Genomic DNA, 20,277 nt, shown 5'->3' with positions numbered 1-20,277 from the left:
TTTAGGCGTCTTCTGCAGATCGTCCTGGCAAATTGAGGGCATCGGCAAGAGCTCGCACTTCGGCGCGGGCCGCCACATGAGACATCGACATCTGCGTGTCGACGCCTTCCTCTCTCAGATCTAGAAGCGTAAGCCCAGAGGGAAACATCTCACGGAAGATGACACGCTCGCCAAAGCCGGGACCGGAGCGAAAGCCAATCCGCTGGGCCAGCGCATCAAGAACGGCCTCGACGCGGCGCTTGTTCTTGGCATCCAGATGGGAAAGACGGTTGCGAACGACGATCCAGTCAATCTCGCCTCCGTCCGACATGACGCGCCGTTTGCGGCACTCCCATACCATCTCGCTATAAACGCTGGGTCCCTTGACCCTGTAGGTCTGAGGATCGACACGTCCCAGCAGATCGAAATCCACAAAACTGTCATTCATCGGTGTGATAAGCGTGTCCGCACGAGCGTGCCCGAGACGCGAAAGATTATTATCGCTGCCAGGGCAATCAATTACCAGGTAGTCGTTCGCCAAAGAAAGGCGAGCTATCGTCTCATCGAGCTCCGCCATCTCGGCGGCATTCGCCTCAGCGACGGTATCGAGCGTCGACCGGGTAATCACCACATGGTCCGGCATGACCAGATTGACATTTGCCGCATCGGCCCAAACACGCCGGTTTTCCACGTAGCGGGTCAGAGACCGCTGTCGCCCATCAAGATCTATTGAACCGACCCGGTAGCCTGCATGCAGCAGGTGGGCAATGATGTGCATGGCGGTTGTTGTCTTGCCCGAACCGCCTTTTTCGTTGCCGAGTACGATTACATGAGCAGGCCTGTTCGCCTGCAACTCGCTTGTCATTCAACCCGCCCGTTCCCAAAACCTCCGGCATCTCTGCCGAATCGTGCGGAGTTTGGGTGCTCGCCGGGAACGCGTCAACATTCCCGCCCCAGGGATATCTAACGGGCCGTTCATCCGGCTCTTGCGGCCTCCCCCATCTCTGTGGCTACACTTGATCTATTGGCTGACGGTAGCGCGAGAAACACCGCTGCCCTTCATCTCCTTGGCGACAACCTCCGGGATTTTCCGAATGAATGGCATGCTCACCCTCGACCAGCTCTCCGACCTTGTCTCATCCGGTGAAATCGACACCGTCGTCATGGCAATGCCGGATATGCAGGGGCGCTTGGTTGGAAAACGAATGGCCGCGCCCTTCTTTCTCGATACAGGCGTCCACGAAACGCATGCATGCAACTACCTGCTCACTGTCGACACGGATATGGAACCAGTCCCCGGCTACAAGGCGGCAAGCTGGGCGCAGGGCTATGGCGACTTCGCGCTGAAACCCGACATCGCGACACTGAGGCGCGTTCCCTGGCTGCCGGGCACAGCCATCGTAATCTGCGACACAGTCGACCATCACGGCGAAGACGTACCGCACGCCCCTCGATCGATACTAAAAAGGCAATTGAAGCGTATTGCCGCCATGAAGATGAAGGCCTTCACGGCGTCGGAGCTTGAATTCTACCTTTTCGACGAAACCTTCGAAAGCGCACACGAGAAGCGCTATCAAAACCTCAAAAGCCCCAATTGGTACATTGAGGACTATCACGTCTTCGCCACAACAAAAGAAGAAGGCATCATGCGTGCTATCCGCACGGGCCTTGAAGGCGCAGGCATCCCCGTCGAAAACTCCAAAGGCGAATGGGGCCCCGGACAGGAGGAGATCAATGTGCGCTATGCCGAGGCACTGGAGATGGCCGACCGGCACACGCTACTGAAAAATGGTATCAAGGAAATCGCCTGGCTGCATGGCAGGGCTGTGACCTTCATGGCGAAGTGGAACTACGAACTCGCCGGCTCTTCCTGCCATATTCACATGTCGCTCTGGGATGAAAAGGCGAAAGAAGCCCACTTCTTTGAAGAAGGGTCCGAGCCCCATGGAATGTCGGCACTTTGCCAGAATTTTCTCGCCGGGCAGCTCCGCCACGCACATGAACTCACCTATTTCCTTGCCCCCCAGGTCAATTCCTACAAGCGTTTCGTGGACGGCTCCTTCGCGCCGACCAACATCGTCTGGTCGAATGACAATCGCACTGCCGGTTTCCGCATGTGCGGTAAGGGCAAGAGCCTGCGAATTGAGTGCCGGATCGGCGGCGCGGACCTCAATCCCTATCTGGCTTATGCCGCGCTGCTCGCGGCCGGCCTGCAGGGGGTCGAACAAAAACTCGCTCTCCAACCCGAGTTTACCGGCGATGCCTATGGCGGTGCGGGCATCCCTTCCCTTCCCAAAAGCCTTCGTGACGCACTTACGGCGCTGGAAAAATCGGATACGCTCCGTGCCGCACTCGGCGAAGATGTGGTCGAACATTATCTTCATGCGGGCCGTTGGGAGCAGATGGAATATGAGCGCCGCATCACGGACTGGGAACTGTTGAGAGGCTTTGAGCGCGGATGAGCGATACACTGAAGGTCATATCCCCGGTCGACGGAAGCGTTTACGCCGAACGCCCTCTCACGACGTGGGCTGAAATCGACGGCGCCTTGTCGGTTGCGAAGGCAGCACAAGTTGCCTGGAAATACGTGCCGGTGGCAGAGCGCGCCTCGCTTTGCCTGCGCTTCGTCGAGGCCTTCCTCGCGATGAAAGACGAAATTGTCCCCGAACTTGCCTGGCAGATGGGGCGTCCCGTTGCTTTTGGAGCGGGTGAACTCAAGGGCTTCGAAGAGCGCGCGCGCTACATGATCGCGATCGCAGGAGACGCCTTGGCGGACATCGACGCAGGCCCCAAGGAAGGCTTTCGCCGCTGGGTCCGTCGCGAACCGATTGGAACTGTTCTCGTCGTCGCCGCCTGGAACTTCCCATATCTCATTGCCGTAAACTCAGTAGTGCCCGCTATCATGGCCGGCAATGCGGTAATCCTGAAGCATTCGGGCCAGACGCCCCTTTGTGCCGAACGCTTTGCAACAGCCTTTGCAAAGGCGGGCGCCCCGGACGGCCTTTTCCAGGTCGCACATATGAGCCACGATGCAACGGAGCGCACGATTGCGGATCCGCGCACCGATCTGGTCATGTTCACGGGCTCGGTCGGCGGCGGCCATGCCGTCGTGAAGGCCGCCTCGGACAGATTTGTCGGTATCGGACTTGAACTTGGCGGCAAGGATCCAGCCTACATACGGGCCGACGCGAACCTGCCCTTCGCCGTCGAAAATCTGGTGGATGGCGCCTATTTCAATTCCGGCCAGTCCTGCTGCGGCAAGGAACGTCTTTATGTCCACGCGGACGTCTATGACGACTTCGTCGAGGGTTTCGCGGACCTCACGAAAAAGTACAAGCTTGGAAATCCGCTCGACCCGGAAACAACCATTGGTCCAATGGTGCGCACCTCGGCAGCCACCTTCGTCCGTGGCCAGATCGAGCAAGCCAAGCGTACCGGTGCGCGGGCCTTGGTGGGCGAAACACATTTCCCCGCATCGAAGGCGGGGACGCCCTATCTCGGTCCCGAGGTCCTGGTCGACGTGAACCATCAGATGGATGTGATGCGGGACGAAACCTTCGGTCCGGTCGTCGGTATCATGAAGGTTCACTCCGATGAGGAGGCGGTCAAACTCATGAACGACAGCCCCTATGGGCTCACAGCATCCGTCTGGACGGAAGACGAGGACGCCGGGGAAAAAATCGGGGAGCAAATCGACACGGGCACTTTCTTCCTCAATCGCTGCGATTATCTCGACCCTGCTCTTGCATGGACCGGCGTCAAGGATAGCGGGCGGGGCGCCACCCTTTCGCGCGTCGGCTACGAATACGTGACCCGGCCGAAGAGCTTTCACCTGAGAACCAGAACAAAATGATGGATGCCTATCCGAGCCTGAACGGCAACTGGAACTTCCCGACCAAGATGCGCTTCGGTCCGGGGCGTATTGCAGAACTGGCAGAAGCCTGTTCGGTGGCCAGCATGAACCGGCCTCTGCTCGTGACCGATCCAGGCTTGAAGCCACTGCCGATGATTGCAGAAACGCTTGCCTTGCTCGAAAAGAACGGCATCCCCCCTGCTCTCTTCACCGATGTTCACCCGAACCCTGTCGGCTCCGATGTCGAAGCAGGTCTCAAGGTCTTCCGCAATGGCAAGCATGATGGCGTCATCGTTATCGGCGGAGGCAGCGCCATGGACGCAGGTAAGGCTATCGCCTTCATGTCCGGCCAGACCCGGCCTATGTGGGACTATGAAGACCGGGAAGACTGGTGGACACGTGCAGATCCTGAAGGCATCGCGCCGGTAATCGCTATCCCGACAACGGCAGGTACGGGCTCCGAGGTCGGCCGCGCCGCCGTCATCACAGATGAAAGCGATCACACCAAGAAGATCATCTTCCACCCGAAGATGATGCCGGTCGATGTGATCTGCGATCCGGAACTGACCACCGGCCTGCCGCCTCACATAACGGCAGCAACCGGCATGGACGCGCTCTCCCACAATCTTGAAGCCTGGTGCTCGCCCTTCTGGCACCCGCTTGCGCAGGGCGTTGCCCTGGAAGGCATGCGGCTCGTCAAGGATTGGCTACCCGAGGCAACGAAACATGGCAGCAATGTCGAGGCTCGGGCCTTCATGATGGCTGCCTCGTCCATGGGGGCGACCGCGTTCCAGAAGGGGCTCGGCTCGATGCACGCAATGAGTCACCCCTGCTCCTCGCTACGCGGCACACATCACGGCCTCACCAATGCCGTGGTGATGCCCTATGTGCTCGTCCACAACAAGGCTGCCATCGAGGATAAGCTGACAGCCGCCGCACGCTACCTCAACCTCAAGAACCAGAGTTTTTCCGGCTTTGTGGACTGGGTGCTGGGTTTGCGCGAGGAAGTTGGTATTCCGCATACGCTGAAGGAAATTGGCGTCGATACCGACATCATTCCCGAAGCTGCCATCATGGCGCTTGACGACCCCTCGAATGGCGGAAATCCGGTCCCGATGAGCGTTCCCGCCTATGAAGCGCTTTACGCGAATGCCATTGAAGGGCGTCTCACCTGATCCTCAGTGAGGCTGCCCCGGCACCCAGTTGCCGTCTTTGTCATAGTGACCGGGTATATACCCCTTCGACTCCTGTGATGGCGCGACCGGCGGAATAGGTGCGCCTTCGCGCATTTGCGGCCTTACCCACCCGCCATATTCGCTCTTATGGCCGGGGATGAAGCTTTTGCGTGGTTCCGGCTTTGCCACAGGATTCGGAATGGTCTGGAGTTGCGGCAGCTCGGGTGACGTAGGGCCGCGTGCAAACGCAGGGGCCGCAATCAGGACAGCAAAAGTGACGGACAAAATCTGTTTCATGATGAAGATATAAGTCTCTCCTGCACGAAATCGAGCGCAATTGATGTCTGTCCTTTGCGCCGCTATCTTCCGCGCGGCTTACCGGAGGATACGACCATGCCGCTCGATACCGAGAGCTATGAAATTTCAGTTGCACGCAGCGCCGCCGATCTCCGAGAGGCTGTTGCCGCCTGGCGCAAAGAGGGGCTGAGCGTCGCCCTCGTGCCAACCATGGGCGCATTGCACGAAGGCCATCTCTCGCTTGTCGATCAAGCGCGCAAGAATGCGGACCGGACCATTGTCTCCATCTTCGTCAATCCCACGCAGTTTGCGCCAAACGAGGATTTCTCCGCTTATCCCCGCACCGAAGCAGCAGACGCCGCCAAACTTGAAGGCAAGGCGGACCTGATCTTCGCACCGAATGCCGACGACATGTACCCGGAGGGGTTCTCGACGACGATTTCCCTCACGGGTGTCAGCGAACCGCTCGAGGGAACATTCCGCCCCACGCATTTTGCAGGTGTCGCCACCGTCGTTGCAAAGCTCATTCTTCGTGCCATGCCGGATATCGCAATCTTCGGCGAGAAGGACTGGCAGCAACTCATGGTGATCCGCCGCATGGTGGCGGATCTAGATATCCCGACCCAAATCCTCGGCGGTCCTATCATGCGCGAACCGGATGGTCTCGCCTTGTCATCGCGCAATGTTTACCTCTCACCGGAAGAACGAAAGTCGGCCGGGCAGCTCAATGTGATCCTGCGCGAAACGGCAGCAAGCGTGGCGAACGGCGCGTCGATTTCGGACGCAACGGCAAAAGGTGGAAAGCGCATTCTCGCGCTCGGCTTCGAAAAGCTCGATTATCTGGAAATCCGCGATTCAACTTCGCTCGCCGCCTTTCCTGATGACAGGCCGACGGCTCCGGCACGTATTCTTGTTGCCGCAAAGATCGGCAAAACACGCCTCATCGACAATATGCCGGTCTGAAGCATCTCAAAGATACGTCTTGAACCAGTCGCGCTGTACGGGGGCCGACATCTTGAACATGTCCCCGGTATAGGCCTGGAAATGGCCGCAAGGAAGTTGCAGGAATTTCTTGGGCTCCAATGCGTCTTCGTAGACTCGTGCTGTCATGTCGTAGGGCGTCAGATGATCCTCCAGCGCTGCGACCAGAAGAAGTGGCGTCGGTGATATACGCGACGCATATATACCCGGTTCGTACTCCGTAAAGAGCTCAACAGACTGCAGCGTTACCTCGTTCTCCCAATTGGTCGAATTCGACCTGGTGAACTCGGTGAAGAACGCATAAGTGTCGGCCGTCGGAAGCGCGCAGGGCTCGCCTTCCGGCGCTGTCACCGGCACACGGGCATTCGGCTCGCCGCGCATCCGCGCTGCACGGTCCGCCTCGAAACCGGCCCTTGTCGCTTTCCAGTGATCGCCGCGAATAAGCCGTCGCGCCGACTCGAGCCCCGCGACAAGCGGCACCTGGGAAACGACGCATTTGACCCGCCGGTCGATCGCACCGACGACGAGCACATGGCCTCCTGAATAACTCGACCCCCAGATACCGATACGGTTCTCGTCCACCTCATCCATAGCCTGTACATGGGTGATGGCATCGCGGTATCCATCGATCTGCTCGCGAGGATCGAGATGTCCGCGCGGGGTTCCGTCGCTGGCGCCGCAATTCCGATGATCGTAGACGAGCGAGGATATCCCCTCCTCCGCGAAGAATTCCGCGAAGTCTCCGAGATACATTTCCTTCACGGCAGAAAAGCCATGCGCCATCACGACCGTAGGCGCAGGCCCCTTCACTCCCTTGCCCTGGTAGAACCAGCCGCGAAGCGTCACGCCGTCTTCCGTCTGAAACTCGATATCGCGCCGCATTGTCCCCTCCCTCGTGTTTTTCCAACACCAGCACGGCAGGAGCGCACTGTCACCCGCTCTTTGGGGTGGGTTCAGAGAAGCCCCAGCTCTTCCAGCTCCCGGCGCATTTCCTCTGGCATGTCGTCTTCGGCTTCGCCCTTTTTCACATCGGAGGGGGCGTCCTTCGGGTCCAGATAGCGCCAGCCCTGGAAAGGCCGCCGCTCCTGTCGCCGCGTTGCCACGATCTCCTCGTCGAGGACAAGCCGACAGCGTCCGACCCCTTCATTATCCGTGAAAGGCTCGATACCGATAAGTTTCTGACGGCACCGGATAACGCCTTTCATCACCCAGTAGAGCGAACCGCCTGCGAGAAGTTCGTCGGCGCGCTTGGGCGTCATGCGCGTTACATGAGCAAGAACCTGCGGCTGCTTCAGTTTCTTCTTTTCAGCAAGGCGCGCGGCCTGCCATGCCGCCAGGTCTGAAATATCCTCGGCACCGACGCAAAGCTTGACGAGGTGAACCGTCACTCCGCCTTCTCCTCAAAGGACACAAGCACAGCGCCCGCCTCTACCTGGTCACCGACAGCCACACGAACATCTGCGACGAGGGAATCCATTCCCGCGACCAGCGTCTGTTCCATCTTCATCGCTTCCATCACGACAAGCCCGGCACCTTTCCTCACTTTGGTACCCGCCTCAGCCAGTACCTGGATGATCTTGCCGGGCATCGGTGCCTTGAGCGCTCCAGTATCCGCATCCGATGCCACGTCAACGTCCATCGGGTCAACAATCTCGAATTCGGTCGCAGCACCTTCATGGATGAGGATAAGGCCTGTCCCTTTTTCCACGCAAGAAGCCGTGAGGCGAACCCCGTCAACCGTCGCGGTCAGCACATGATCATCATCCATGACGGCCGAGACGATGACCTCTTCACCATCGGGGCGCGCTCCAGCAATACGCCAGCTATCACCTTCTGGCATGACAGTGAGCGTAACCTCCTCGCCCGCGACAGCAAACTTCAGCACTTCGCTCCGGTGTCCGCCAAGAACCCAGCTGTCATTCGCAGCCCAGGGTGAACGGGGTTCATCTCGCCGCTGTTGCACAACCTCGGCCTCAGCTTTGCGTCGCAGAAGATGCCCCGCCACGCCGAGGGCGAGAACACGTGATCCCACACCTCGCATGGGAACAAGATCCTCAAGATGGCGGTCAATGAACCCTGTATCGATATCCCCGGCCATGAAGGCATCATGCCCCATGACAGCAGCAAGAAAGGCGAGATTGGTTTTCGGACCCGCCACTTCCATGCGCGAAAGAAATCCCCGGAGTGTGCGGAGCGCAATCAGCCGCGTCTCACCATGCGCTATGATCTTCCCGATCATCGGGTCATAAAACATGCTGACTTCATCACCCTCGCGTACACCCATGTCGGTACGGACATGGGGCATGTTGGAGGGTGCACGCAATCTCAGCACCTTGCCGGTCGATGGAAAAAACTTCTTCGCAGGATCTTCTGCATAGAGTCGTACTTCAACAGCATGGCCATTCAGCGGCACCTCACTCTGTGTCATGGGCAGATGCCCGCCGCCCGCAACGCGGAGTTGCCATTCCACGAGATCGAGCCCGGTGATCGCTTCCGTCACCGGATGCTCCACCTGAAGCCGCGTATTCATTTCCATGAACCAGAAACCGTCGGTCTTCAGGCCTTCGCTCGCATCGGCAATGAACTCGACCGTGCCTGCGCCGCTATAGCCGATAGCCTTGGCAGCCGCGACCGCCGCCTCGCCCATGGCTTTCCGCATCTCGGGCGGCATTCCTGGCGCGGGCGCTTCCTCGATCACCTTTTGGTGACGGCGCTGCAACGAGCAATCGCGCTCGTGAAGTGACACGGCCTGCCCATGGTTGTCTGCAAAGACCTGAATTTCGATATGACGCGGACGCGCTACATATTTTTCGACCAGCACACGCTCGTCACCGAAAGCGGAGCCCGCCTCGCGTTGCGCGCTTTTGAGCTCCCTCCCGAAATCGGCGGGATCGTCGACACGGCGCATACCCTTGCCACCTCCGCCTGCCACAGCCTTGATGAGAACCGGGTAGCCGATTTTCTCCGCTTGCGCGCTTAGAAAATCCACGTCCTGATTGTCCCCGTGATAGCCGGGAACGACAGGCACCCCTGCCTTCTCCATCAGCGCCTTGGCTGCATCCTTGAGCCCCATCGCACGGATTGCATCTGCCTGCGGTCCGACGAAAATGAGCCCCGCTTTCGCGCAGGCGTCCGCAAAGCTCGCATTCTCCGAGAGAAAGCCGTAGCCCGGATGGACCGCCTCTGCGCCGGACCGCGCGCAAGCGTCCAGTATGGCCTCTACCCGCAGATAACTCTCGGCCGCCGGTGCAGACCCGATCCGGTAGGCCTCGTCGGCTTCCGCCACGTGATAAGCATTGGCATCGGCGTCTGAATAGACCGCTATGGTCTTCAGGCCCATGCGACGCGCGGTGCGGATGATGCGGACGGCGATTTCGCCGCGATTGGCAATGAGGAGAGATTTGAACATGTGCCTCTCCTCACATCCGGAAGACGCCAAAGGGCGTCTCCGGTATTTCTGCGTTAAGCGTTGCGGAGAAGGCGAGCGCCAGGACGCGCCGCGTCTCCGAAGGAGCGATGATGCCGTCATCCCATAGCCGCGCCGTCGCAAACCAGGGGTGCCCTTCCTCGTCATACTTTGCGCGGATCGGTGCCTTGAAGGCGTTGGCTTCTTCCGGCGTCCATTTATCCGCATCGCGATGAACGGTCGCGAGAACGCTCGCCGCCTGCTCGCCGCCCATCACGGAAATGCGCGCATTCGGCCAGGTAAAAAGGAACCGGGGCGAATAGGCGCGGCCGCACATGCCGTAATTGCCCGCGCCGTAGGAGCCGCCGATGATCAGCGTGACCTTCGGCACATTGGCCGACGCCACCGCCGTCACCAGCTTGGCGCCATCCTTGGCGATACCGCCGGTTTCATATTCACGGCCGACCATGAAACCTGCAATGTTCTGGAGAAAAAGAAGTGGCACCTTGCGCTGACAGCAGAGTTCGATGAAATGAGCTCCCTTCAGGGCCGATTCCGAAAAGAGAATGCCGTTATTCGCGATTATGCCGACTGGAAGCCCGTGTATGTGAGCAAAACCGCAGACAAGCGTTGTGCCGTAGAGCTTCTTGAACTCGTCGAAATCGGAGCCGTCCACCAGCCGTGCGATCACTTCCCGCACGTCGTACTGAACGGAAAGCGAAGCGGGTACAACGCCATCGAGCTCTGCCGTGTCGTAAAGCGGTGCCTTCGGCTCGGCGAGAGGAATAGCGACGGACTTCTTTCTATTAAGCGTACCCGCAATCTGGCGGGCGATAGCGAGTGCATGGGCATCATCCACCGCATAATGATCGGTGACGCCCGACTTGCGAGAATGAACGTCGGCACCACCGAGGTCTTCTGCCGTTACGATCTCACCTGTTGCCGCCTTCACAAGCGGCGGTCCGCCGAGGAAAATCGTGCCCTGCTTGCGTACGATAACTGTCTCATCGGACATGGCAGGCACATAAGCACCACCCGCCGTGCACGACCCCATGACGACCGCAACCTGCGGAATTCCCTTCGCGGACATGCGCGCCTGATTGTAAAAAATACGGCCGAAATGCTCCCTGTCCGGAAAAATATCCGCCTGGTTCGGCAAGTTCGCACCGCCGGAATCCACGAGATAAAAACAGGGAAGATTGTTTTCGAGCGCCACCTCCTGCGCACGCAGATGTTTCTTCACCGTCATGGGGTAGTAGGTTCCACCCTTGATCGTCGCATCATTACAAACGATCACGCATTCCAGCCCCGCAACCCGTCCGATACCGGTAATAATGCCGGCAGCGTTGATCGCCTCGCCATACATGCCATGCGCCGCCATGGGAGACAGCTCGAGGAATGGTGTACCCGGGTCGATGAGTCCAAAGACACGCTCCCGAGGGAGCATCTTGCCTCGCGACACGTGACGCTCGCGCGAGCGCTCATCGCCACCGAGCGCCGCCTGCGCCCTCTCCACATTGAGCGCGGCGGTCAGCGCCGCCATCGCTTCCGCGTTTTCCTTGAAGCGGGCATCCCGCGTATTGACGCTTGTCTTCAGAATGGCCACGGCCTTCATTCCTCGGGCTGGATTTTTTATAAAAACGATCATACGTTCGTATTTAAGGGCAGGCAAGACCGGGAACATCCAGGAACGAAGGATCGTCTATTGAGCAGAACGGCAGGCTCCTCGGGAAAAAAAACACTCGCCGCTATTCGCGAAGCGGGCCTCGATCTTGTTCACGAGCATGGCTTCGAAGCGATGAGCCTGCGCAGGCTTGCCGCCCGCGTCGGCCTGCAGCCGGGCTCGCTCTACAATCATATCGAGACCAAGCAGGATCTGCTCTTCGACCTGATCCACAACCACATGGTGACGCTGCTTGCGAGCATCGACGAGGAACTCGAAGGCATCGCAGATCCACTGGAAAGGCTTCAGGCTTTCATCGCCTTCCACCTCACCTACCATATCGAACGCAAGCGAGAGGTGTTTATCGGCTCGTCAGAGCTTCGCAGTCTCGAACCGAAGAACCGCAGAAAAATCGTGGCGCTGCGCAAGACTTATGAGGACCGGCTCTACGAAATTCTGGAACAAGGCGCCGTCAACAAGCTGTTCAAAATTGAGGACATACGTGTCAGCACCTATGCAATCCTTGCCATGCTTACCGGCATCTGCACATGGTACGATGCGAAAGGCCGGATCGACCGGAAGACGCTGATCGATATCCACACCCGCCTCGTTTTGCAGGGTGTGCTGAAATAATTCGCGGAGGAACCGATGTCGGAGAAACATGATGCCGATGCACGAAAGTTCCTGGACCGTTGGTACGCCTATGTGGAAAGGCACGATCCCGCACTGCTCGACGCACTCGTCGCCGACGGCGCGAAGATATCCTCCCCCGCCTTCTACAAGCCCAAGGCCTCAAAGGATTATGTGATAGCGATCCTCAAAGCGGTCATGCAGGGATTCGAGGACTTCACCTACACCAAGGAATGGGTAGACGGGCGTGAGATTATCCTCGAATTCGAAGCCCGCATCGGCGACACCCGCCTGAAAGGTATCGACCGTTTTACGGTGAACGATACCGGCCAAATGACTCACATCGAAGTGCTCATCCGCCCGCTGAACGGCCTCATCGCACTCGCCGAACATGTGAAAACGGCACTCTCGAAAGAGAGCGCCTAGTTCAGCCTTTCGATGGCAACCGCCGTCGCCTCGCCGCCCCCGATGCAGAGTGAGGCAATCCCCCGCTTCGTGTCCGTCTGCTTCAAGGCGTTGAGAAGCGTCACGAGGATACGTGCGCCTGACGCACCGATCGGATGGCCAAGCGCGCAGGCACCGCCATAAATGTTCATGTTTTCATGACTGAGCTCGAGATCGCGCATCGCCGCCATTGCGACCACGGCAAAAGCCTCGTTGACCTCCCAGATGTCCACATCGCTTTTCGACCACCCGGTCTTTTCCATGAGCTTCGAAATCGCGCCAACCGGAGCCGTCGAGAACCAGGCGGGTGCCTGCGCATGCATGGTCTGGCCGCGAATGGCAGCAAGCGGCGTGAGCCCCCGCCGCTCCGCTTCCGAAAGACGCATGAGGACAAGCGCCGCCGCACCGTCCGAGATCGAGCTTGAATTGGCAGCCGTTACAGAGCCGCCCGCAGCGAAGGCTGGTTTCAGTGTCGGAACCTTGGCAGGGTCGGCACTCATCGGCTGTTCGTCGTTTACAACTTCGACGGCACCCTTCCGCGTCGTCACTTCGACCGGCACGATTTCATGCAAGAAGGTGCCATCCTCGACCGCCTTCCTGGCGCGGCTCAAGGAAGCCACCGCATAGGCATCTTGCTGCTCGCGCGTGAACTGATAGTGCTTGGCCGTCTCCTCCGCGTAGAAGCCCATCAGGCGGCCCTCATAGGCATCCTCAAGCCCATCAAGGAACATGTGGTCCTTCACCTCGCCATGTCCGAGGCGCATGCCGCCCCGAGCCTTGGGGAGCAGGTAAGGTGCGTTCGTCATGCTCTCCAGGCCACCCGCAATGACGATCTCCGCATTGCCGCCGGTGATCGCGTCATGGGCCATCATCACGGCCTTCATGCCCGAACCGCACATCTTGTTGACCGTCGTACAGGGTGTGCCCTCATCGAGCCCGGCACCAAGCGCCGCCTGTCTCGCAGGCGCTTGACCCAGACCGGCAGACAGAACGCACCCCATCAGCACCTCGTCCACAGCGGTCGGTGTCAGTCCTGCCCGCTCGACGGCCGCCTTGACCGCTATCGCGCCAAGTTCCGGGCCTGTCTTCGCCGCAAGCGCCCCTTGGAACCCGCCCATGGGGGTACGCGCCGCACTGACGATGACCACCGGATCTTTTTCGCTACCTTGTGCCATAAGTTCTTTTCCACGCTAGAGTTGGACCAACTGGCCGGGATTCGTGAGAAAACCTAGCCTAGAAACACGTGCCGCCAAACAGGGGGCCAAAGTAGGGGGGAACCCGGGTGGAAAATTTCCTGCACGACATGAGCTGGGTGCTGCCCTTACGCAGCGATACGGCCACGGCGATATTCAATGGCTTCACCTTTCTCGGCTACACGCCCTTCTTCCTGATCTTCCTGCCCATCGGCTACTGGCTCTGGGACCGCAACCTATTCACGCGGCTGACCGTGCTCATCGCCATAACGGCTGTCGTAAATGGCTGGCTGAAGGATTTCTGGCAAGACGCGCGCCCCGACCCCGCCTTCCAGCTCGACGGCGACCGCGTCGCAGATTCCTATGGCCTCCCCTCCGGCCACGCACAGGTTGCTATCGCCATGTGGTTCTGGCTGGCCTACGAGATGAAGCGCCGGTGGGCATGGGTGGCGGCCGTCTTCATTGCAGCCGGCGTCTGCTTCAGCCGCCTCTATCTGGGCGTGCATGACGTCGAGGATGTGCTCGCGGGTATCGCCCTCGGTCTTCTCAGCCTGGCGGTTTTCGCCGCGCTGGTTCACGAAAACGTCGTGGCTCGTTGGCGGCGGCTACCGGCCTGGATCGACTTTGCCGTCATTCTTGTCACTATTCCGCTCCTCTGGATTATCTGGCCGCAGGGCGAAGATCCGACAGGCATCGCCTCGGTTCTGTTTCTGCTTTTTGGCTGGTTCGCAGGCGCAGCGCTCGACCGAAAGGCGGCGCCACAAGCCCCAGTCCTTCCAGCATGGTGGCTCCGCATCGTCATGGCTGTCGGCGGAATTGTCGGCCTCTTCATCCTGCGTGCGGGGCTCATGAGCGGCGGCATCACCATCGGCCTGCCCGAAGCGATCACGGGCTACGCCGCCGTCACCATCATGGGGCTATATGCAACCTGGATCGCTCCGGCAATCTTCCGGACGCTAGGGCTGATGAAGCAGCCCTGAACGGTTACGCCGTCTCGTTGAAAAGTTCTCGTCCGATAAGCATGCGGCGGATCTCGCTTGTCCCCGCCCCGATCTCGTAGAGCTTGGCGTCGCGCAGCAGGCGGCCCGTCGAATAATCGTTGATATAGCCATTGCCGCCCAGCGTCTGGATCGCTTCAAGCGCCATCCATGTCGCCTTTTCCGCCGCATAGAGGATCGCACCAGCCGCGTCCTTGCGCGTCGTTTGTCCCCGGTCGCAGGCTTTCGCCACTGCGTAGACATAGGCACGGCAGGCGTTCATCGTTGAGTACATGTCGGCAAGCTTGCCCTGCATGAGCTGGAACGTACCGATCGGTTCACCGAATTGTTTGCGTTCGTGGACGTAGGGAACGACCGCATCCATGCAGGCCTGCATGATGCCGAGCGGACCGGCGGCAAGCACCGCGCGCTCATAGTCGAGGCCGGACATCAGCACGCGCACGCCCTCGTTCAATTTGCCCAGAATATTTTCCTCGGGGACTTCGCAATCCTCAAATACGAGTTCGGCCGTATTGGAGCCACGCATACCGAGCTTGTCGAGTTTCTGGGCTGGACGAAAACCCTTCATGCCCTTCTCGATCAGGAAAGGTGTAATGCCCTTCGCCCCCGCACTTGCGTCCGTCTTCGCGTAGACAATCAATGTATCGGCATCCGGACCGTTGGTGATCCACATCTTGTTGCCGTTGAGAACATAACGGTCGCCTTGTTTGTCTGCCTTGAGGCGCATCGAAACGACATCCGAGCCCGCGCCAGGCTCAGACATGGCAAGTGCGCCAACATGTTCACCGGACATGAGTTTCGGCAGGTATTTCTGCTTCTGTGTATCTGTGCCCCAGCGCCGCAACTGATTGACGCAGAGATTGGAATGGGCGCCATAGGAAAGCCCGACGCTGGCCGAACCACGGCTGATCTCCTCCATCGCCACCACGTGCTCCAGGTAGCCGAGACCCGTTCCGCCAAATTCTTCCTCGACCGTAATGCCGAGGAGGCCCAATTCGCCGAGTTGAGGCCAGAGATCGCGCGGGAACTCGTTCGAGCGATCGATCTCCGCCGCACGCGGCGTGATCTTGTCCGCTGTAAAGGCACGTACCGTGTGGCGGATCATGTCTGCGGTATCGCCGAGATCGAAGTCCAGCGAAGGGTATTCGTTCGGAAGCATGAGCATTTCCCTGCTATTGCCGGGCGTTTATGCCACGCCCTTGTACAAACCGTCACGGCCCCAACGAGGCAGAGCCTGCGGACTCATTCTGCAGAATATATGTCGACCACATCGGACTCCGTAAACACCGTGTAGACGCCGGCGCCGGGACTACCTCCTACAACGACAAATTTGCCATCGGCAGCGGCAGCGACCGCGCCATGACGGGGCGTGGGCATAGGTCTGGCTTTTTCCCATCTCCCCTTTGCGAGATCGAGAATGAAATGGTCCCCATAGGTGCGCGGCGGCACCTGCTGTTCGCCTCCAGTCACATGCACCTTGCCATCGAGAAGCGCGGCCACATGCCCGGACCGCGGTGTTGGCAAGGAAGGCCCGCTCTGCCAACGGCCCGTCGATGGGTCGAAGACATCTACGCGCGAAGTCACCGTCCCGTTCGAGAGGCCGCCGATTGCATAGATACGCCCGTCGACTTCAACATAGGCTGCCGCAACACGCGGCGCGGGCATGGCGTCACCTGCCATTTCCCACTTGTCCCCGCCTGGATCATAAGCCCAGACACGCGTGGCGCTGCTCCCACGTCCACCGATCGCATAAATCTTGCCGCCGACTGGAATAAACCCATGCCCTGCACGCTTGCCCGGCATATCGGCAATGCTCAGCCATGTGCCCACACGCGGATCGTAGACCCAGGCATGGGAAGTATCTCCACCCTCCGACACAGTGCCGAACCCGCCCGTGTCCTGTGGTGACATAAAATCCGGACGCTGGGGTGCCGGCGCTTCATAGCCACCAGAGACGTAAAGTCTGCCGCCCAATGCGGCCATACCGAACTGCTGAAGGCCCACGGGCATCGCCGGAGCGGCGCGCCAGATATCCCCGCGTATGTCGTAAATTTCGGCAACAGCGCGGGGCCCCGATGTACTATCACCGCCGACTACATAGAGGTCACCGCCAAGGACTGCTCCACCTGCAAAGGCGCGGCCCGTGGACATGGGAGAGCCTTCGCGCCAGCCGGATGCGGAAGCGGCGGCGGGAATAATTGCCGCAAGCAGAAGGGTGAGCAGAAAAATGCTCCGCCATTTCATCGCGTCGAACATGAAACCTCCGCCTGCCTTCCGGCGCTCAATAGAACAGGACCAGCGCTGCAAGTCCGAGAAACGAGAAGAAACCGACCACATCCGTCATCGTCGTCACGAAGACCGCAGAAGACACGGCCGGATCCACCCCGATCCTATCAAGCCCCAGCGGAATGAGAATGCCCGACAGGCAGGCGGCAATGAGATTGATAAGGGTGGATGCGGCGATAACGCCGCCCAGAGCTATATCCCCGAAAACAAGGAACACGAGACAACCGAGAACAACGGCGAAGAGAAGACCGTTCACGATACCGACCAGGAACTCGCGAAGGATTGTGCGCCGGACGTTGAAATTGACGAGATCTCGCGTGGCAAGTGCCCTCACGGTGACCGTCATGGTCTGTGTACCGGCATTGCCGCCCATCGAAGCGACAATCGGCATGAGTACGGCAAGGGCCACCATCTTCTCGATCGACGCATCGAAAAGCGCAATCACCGCGGCCGCAATAACGGCGGTGAACAGGTTCACGAAAAGCCAGGGAAAGCGGCTGCGCGTCGTCTGAAAGACAGAGTCCGATATCGCCTCTTCGCCAACACCGGCAAGAAGACGGATATCCTCGGCTGCTTCCTCGCTGATAACCTCGACGATATCGTCCACCGTGATGACGCCGACAAGACGGCCCGCATCATCCACCACGGCGGCAGAGATAAGGTCGTATTTGCCGAACTGAAGGGCAACGTCCTCCTGGTCCATGGTCACCGGAATAAGCGTTTGCTCGGTTTCCATGATCTCTGAAATCTTGACCGGCCTCTTCATGCGCATGACGCGCGACAAAGGCACCGTGCCCGCAGGCTTGTAGCCCGCATCGACCACGAAGATTTCGTAGAATTCGTCCGGCAGGTCATCCGCCTCGCGCAGATAGTCGATGGTCTGCCCGACATCCCAGTAAGGCGGCACGGCAACAAGCTCGCGCTGCATAAGGCGGCCGGCTGAATATTCGGGATAGTCAAGCGACTGTTCGAGGGCCGCGCGCTCTGTAGCGGGCAACTGTTCGAGGATCAGCCGCTGCTCCGCCTCGTCCATATCCTCAAGGAGATAGACGGCGTCATCCGAATCCATTTCGGTGAGCGCCGCCGCGATATCCTTCGGATCGAGAAGCTCGATCACGTGGTCTCGGACGCTCTCGTCGAGTTCGCTCAGAACCTCCGGATTGAGGTCCGTACCAAGAATTCGAACGAGGTCTTCGCGCTCATCGTTGCGCAAGAGTTCGAAAAGCTCGGCAAGATCGGCAGGACGAAGCGGCAGCACGAGCTCGCGGGCCTGCGGCGCATCGGCACGGTCCACGGCATCGACAACCGAGCGCACGAAGCCCGGCGAAAGGGCTTCCTCCGCCGTTTCTTCCGGAGCATTTGAGAGAGCCGGATCGTGCAAGCATCACTCCCTGTGAATCGCGGGTCCGAGTTGCGGGGAGTGTGCGCTATTTGCCCCCGGCCTACTAGCCGGTCCGGCATGAAAAACCTCAGCAAACCGCGAAAATGCCGCCAAAGCTGATCGTCCTGAAGCCCTGACAAATGAAGACGGCCCGAAGATTGGCTTTCAGGCGTTGTCGATCATTGCCTCATCGCAAAACATCTGGATTTTTCTCTGGAGCTCCTGAACGTAACGGGTGGCTTCGTCAACGATCGGCTCCCGGGAAGCGGCCAGTATCCTTTCACCTTCCTCGGTGTAGTGCTTCAGAAAGAGGTCCATAACGTGCCGAACCCCTTCCATCGTTACTTCCCGGCAATCTTCCTCGAAGTAGCGGCCGCGTACATGCGGGCTCGTAACAATCTCGTAGGACGGGAAATAGACGCAGTCGGCCAGCTCCCTTGTCGCCCTCTCCGCAGCAATGCGGAGAACAGCTTTCGACCAGACGGTCGAAACAAGAACATGGCGGTTCTCATACGTGGCATTCAATGGAACAGGCGATACGGTGAGAATGATCTTCACCGCCGGATTGATTGACCGAATGAAATTGAGAGCGAACTTGAGATCTTCATAGGTCTCGTTCTCGTTGAAGTTGACAAAACCGACCTCGCCCTCGTCGTAAACACCTCCATCCACCCCGGGAGCAAGCGGGAAGACGGCGCCATCGCGACTATCCACCCAAGCCTCCGTCAACCCAAGGGTGAATACAAAAATGTCCATCTCCTCAACAGCTCTTCGCACGCAGCGGAAATGATATCTGCGGTCCGCCTCCAACTCGGCTGCGCTGAGAAAGCCACCCGGCTGTATCCGGGGTCGAAATGGATCGACGATCCCATCCTCGCCCGAGATCTCCCAGGCCTGCACGAGTGACGCGAACTCCCCATACGCGCGCTGCAGAAGCTGTTTCAATTGCCGGGCGGTATAGATATTGCCGTAGCGCGCTGCGAACATGCCGTAATTATGTTTCCGCGCTATGTCCTCGGGGATAATTGAATGCGCCTTTTCGGTGACATGATGCGTAAAGCCTGATTCCTGCAGTGACCGTCCAACGTGTTGGGCGAAACAACTTCCCGCTGTCACGATGCGATCGTCTCTTCCGATTCGAAATGGCGCATCCAAGACAGGGTCCAACAGAGAACCGTCATGTATGCCCGGCTCATTGCGCCATATCTGATGTCCGGGAACGCCGATGTAAGGATGTTTCACGCGAACGCTCCCGCTCTTTCGCGCACAGCGCTCAACATGACTTCGCCATAGAGAGAATTACCGTGAGTGGGGTCTGCGCAGTATTGCGGCCGCAGAAATCCATCTTCAACGAGACGTGAATCTGGCTCGATAAAAGTAGCCCTTCCTTCCAGAGCCATGTCCCTGAGAACATCGCACTGAATGCGATAGAGCTGCTTTTTCAATGATTCCGGAGCAGGACCAAACTGGATCATGTCGCTAAACACGATTGGATTGGAGGTTATGTAAGCCCAGTCGCAAATCGGCGGAGGCGGACAGAGCCAATATCGTGCCGCTTGCGGAAACGCATCGAAGACATGTTTGACCAGTCTGCGCATGCGCGGCTTTTCGAAGATATCCCGCATAACCCGGTACGAAATAAACTGACGTTCCTCGCCGATCTCGGGAATACAGCCCTTCTCACGGTCACCGAGCGAAAAGGGAATGGGGTTTTCTGTCACGCCATAGGCGTTGTGATCATTGCCGTTCATGCACAGGCAGAGGGCATCAGGCCGCCGGATCGGCGACATGTGCATGATCTGCTCGGCAAGCTTTTGTGTCGTCAGCTTCGCCTTGCCCGGGATTTCAAGGAGATTGATTACGCCGACATCGGTCACCCCTGTTTTCCGGACCGCCGCGGCAATGCAGACGACGTGGCTATGCCCTACAAACAGAATCGATGGTGGCTTGTTCACTTAGGCCCCTCCCCAGAGACATCTACGCAGGCACGA

General features: G+C 59.0%; 18 protein-coding genes. 7 read left to right on the top strand and 11 right to left on the bottom strand.

All coding sequences use genetic code 11. The features are described 5' to 3' along the window. Position 1 precedes the first annotated feature (1 nt). A complete protein-coding gene (locus ABJO61_RS04550; RefSeq protein ID WP_348327221.1) occupies positions 2-844 on the bottom strand; it encodes a division plane positioning ATPase MipZ in 843 nt (280 codons plus the stop codon). A 229-nt stretch (positions 845-1,073) separates the two neighbouring features. Here ABJO61_RS04550 and ABJO61_RS04545 point away from each other — a divergent pair, with 229 nt between their 5' ends. The 4 genes from ABJO61_RS04545 (at position 1,074) to panC (ending at position 6,267) form a co-directional block, all read left to right on the top strand. Then, positions 1,074-2,441 carry a glutamine synthetase family protein gene (locus tag ABJO61_RS04545; protein WP_348327218.1) on the top strand — a complete coding sequence of 456 codons (1,368 nt, stop codon included), beginning with the start codon at positions 1,074-1,076 and terminating at the stop codon, positions 2,439-2,441. After that, the gene (locus tag ABJO61_RS04540) at positions 2,438-3,832 is read left to right on the top strand and encodes an aldehyde dehydrogenase family protein (protein WP_348327215.1); all 1,395 of its coding nucleotides are present in this window, start codon (positions 2,438-2,440) and stop codon (positions 3,830-3,832) included. The genes ABJO61_RS04545 and ABJO61_RS04540 overlap by 4 nt, the downstream gene beginning before the upstream one ends. Continuing rightward, a complete protein-coding gene (locus ABJO61_RS04535; protein WP_348327211.1) occupies positions 3,829-5,007 on the top strand; it encodes an iron-containing alcohol dehydrogenase in 1,179 nt (392 codons plus the stop codon). The genes ABJO61_RS04540 and ABJO61_RS04535 overlap by 4 nt, the downstream gene beginning before the upstream one ends. A gap of 393 nt (positions 5,008-5,400) precedes the next feature. Then, entirely contained in the window at positions 5,401-6,267 is an 867-nt protein-coding gene (gene panC, locus ABJO61_RS04530) for a pantoate--beta-alanine ligase (RefSeq protein ID WP_348327208.1), read from the top strand. 6 nt (positions 6,268-6,273) lie between these two features. Here panC and ABJO61_RS04525 read toward each other — a convergent pair whose 3' ends face one another. From ABJO61_RS04525 to ABJO61_RS04510, 4 genes are all read right to left on the bottom strand, one after another. Continuing rightward, positions 6,274-7,167 carry an alpha/beta hydrolase gene (locus ABJO61_RS04525; protein ID WP_348327206.1) on the bottom strand — a complete coding sequence of 298 codons (894 nt, stop codon included), beginning with the start codon at positions 7,165-7,167 and terminating at the stop codon, positions 6,274-6,276. Positions 7,168-7,238: 71 nt separating this feature from the next. Further along, entirely contained in the window at positions 7,239-7,673 is a 435-nt protein-coding gene (locus ABJO61_RS04520) for a DUF1489 domain-containing protein (protein WP_348327203.1), read from the bottom strand. Beyond that, the gene (locus tag ABJO61_RS04515) at positions 7,670-9,694 is read right to left on the bottom strand and encodes an acetyl/propionyl/methylcrotonyl-CoA carboxylase subunit alpha (RefSeq protein ID WP_348327200.1); all 2,025 of its coding nucleotides are present in this window, start codon (positions 9,692-9,694) and stop codon (positions 7,670-7,672) included. The genes ABJO61_RS04520 and ABJO61_RS04515 overlap by 4 nt, the downstream gene beginning before the upstream one ends. 10 nt (positions 9,695-9,704) lie before the next feature. Next, on the bottom strand, positions 9,705-11,234 hold the full coding sequence (locus ABJO61_RS04510) for a carboxyl transferase domain-containing protein (protein WP_348327260.1): 1,530 nt from the start codon (positions 11,232-11,234) through the stop codon (positions 9,705-9,707). 162 nt (positions 11,235-11,396) lie between these two features. Here ABJO61_RS04510 and ABJO61_RS04505 point away from each other — a divergent pair, with 162 nt between their 5' ends. After that, the gene (locus tag ABJO61_RS04505; protein WP_348327197.1) at positions 11,397-11,987 is read left to right on the top strand and encodes a TetR/AcrR family transcriptional regulator; all 591 of its coding nucleotides are present in this window, start codon (positions 11,397-11,399) and stop codon (positions 11,985-11,987) included. A gap of 15 nt (positions 11,988-12,002) precedes the next feature. Next, entirely contained in the window at positions 12,003-12,410 is a 408-nt protein-coding gene (locus ABJO61_RS04500) for a nuclear transport factor 2 family protein (protein ID WP_348327194.1), read from the top strand. On the opposite strand, the gene ABJO61_RS04495 is transcribed toward ABJO61_RS04500, so the two are convergent. Continuing rightward, entirely contained in the window at positions 12,407-13,603 is a 1,197-nt protein-coding gene (locus ABJO61_RS04495; RefSeq protein WP_348327191.1) for an acetyl-CoA C-acyltransferase, read from the bottom strand. The genes ABJO61_RS04500 and ABJO61_RS04495 overlap by 4 nt on opposite strands. A 107-nt stretch (positions 13,604-13,710) precedes the next feature. Here ABJO61_RS04495 and ABJO61_RS04490 point away from each other — a divergent pair, with 107 nt between their 5' ends. Further along, positions 13,711-14,601, top strand: coding sequence for a phosphatase PAP2 family protein (locus ABJO61_RS04490; RefSeq protein WP_348330699.1), 891 nt, complete (start codon positions 13,711-13,713; stop codon positions 14,599-14,601). Positions 14,602-14,605: 4 nt separating this feature from the next. Here ABJO61_RS04490 and ABJO61_RS04485 read toward each other — a convergent pair whose 3' ends face one another. The 5 genes from ABJO61_RS04485 to ABJO61_RS04465 form a co-directional block, all read right to left on the bottom strand. Next, on the bottom strand, positions 14,606-15,778 hold the full coding sequence (locus ABJO61_RS04485) for an isovaleryl-CoA dehydrogenase (RefSeq protein WP_348323778.1): 1,173 nt from the start codon (positions 15,776-15,778) through the stop codon (positions 14,606-14,608). Between the two features lie 83 nt (positions 15,779-15,861). Further along, on the bottom strand, positions 15,862-16,875 hold the full coding sequence (locus ABJO61_RS04480) for a kelch repeat-containing protein (RefSeq protein WP_348323776.1): 1,014 nt from the start codon (positions 16,873-16,875) through the stop codon (positions 15,862-15,864). A 25-nt stretch (positions 16,876-16,900) separates the two neighbouring features. Then, the gene (gene mgtE, locus ABJO61_RS04475; RefSeq protein WP_348323774.1) at positions 16,901-18,286 is read right to left on the bottom strand and encodes a magnesium transporter; all 1,386 of its coding nucleotides are present in this window, start codon (positions 18,284-18,286) and stop codon (positions 16,901-16,903) included. 165 nt (positions 18,287-18,451) lie between these two features. Further along, the gene (locus tag ABJO61_RS04470) at positions 18,452-19,528 is read right to left on the bottom strand and encodes a GSCFA domain-containing protein (protein WP_348323772.1); all 1,077 of its coding nucleotides are present in this window, start codon (positions 19,526-19,528) and stop codon (positions 18,452-18,454) included. Further along, positions 19,525-20,241: a hypothetical protein gene (locus ABJO61_RS04465; protein ID WP_348323770.1), complete on the bottom strand. Its 717-nt coding sequence runs from the start codon at positions 20,239-20,241 to the stop codon at positions 19,525-19,527. The genes ABJO61_RS04470 and ABJO61_RS04465 overlap by 4 nt, the downstream gene beginning before the upstream one ends. Positions 20,242-20,277 lie beyond the last annotated feature (36 nt).

Origin of the sequence: Parvibaculum sp., from assembly GCF_039973015.1 — a bacterium.
GTDB lineage: Bacteria > Pseudomonadota > Alphaproteobacteria > Parvibaculales > Parvibaculaceae > Parvibaculum.
This window is presented reverse-complemented; position numbering and strand designations above follow the sequence as displayed.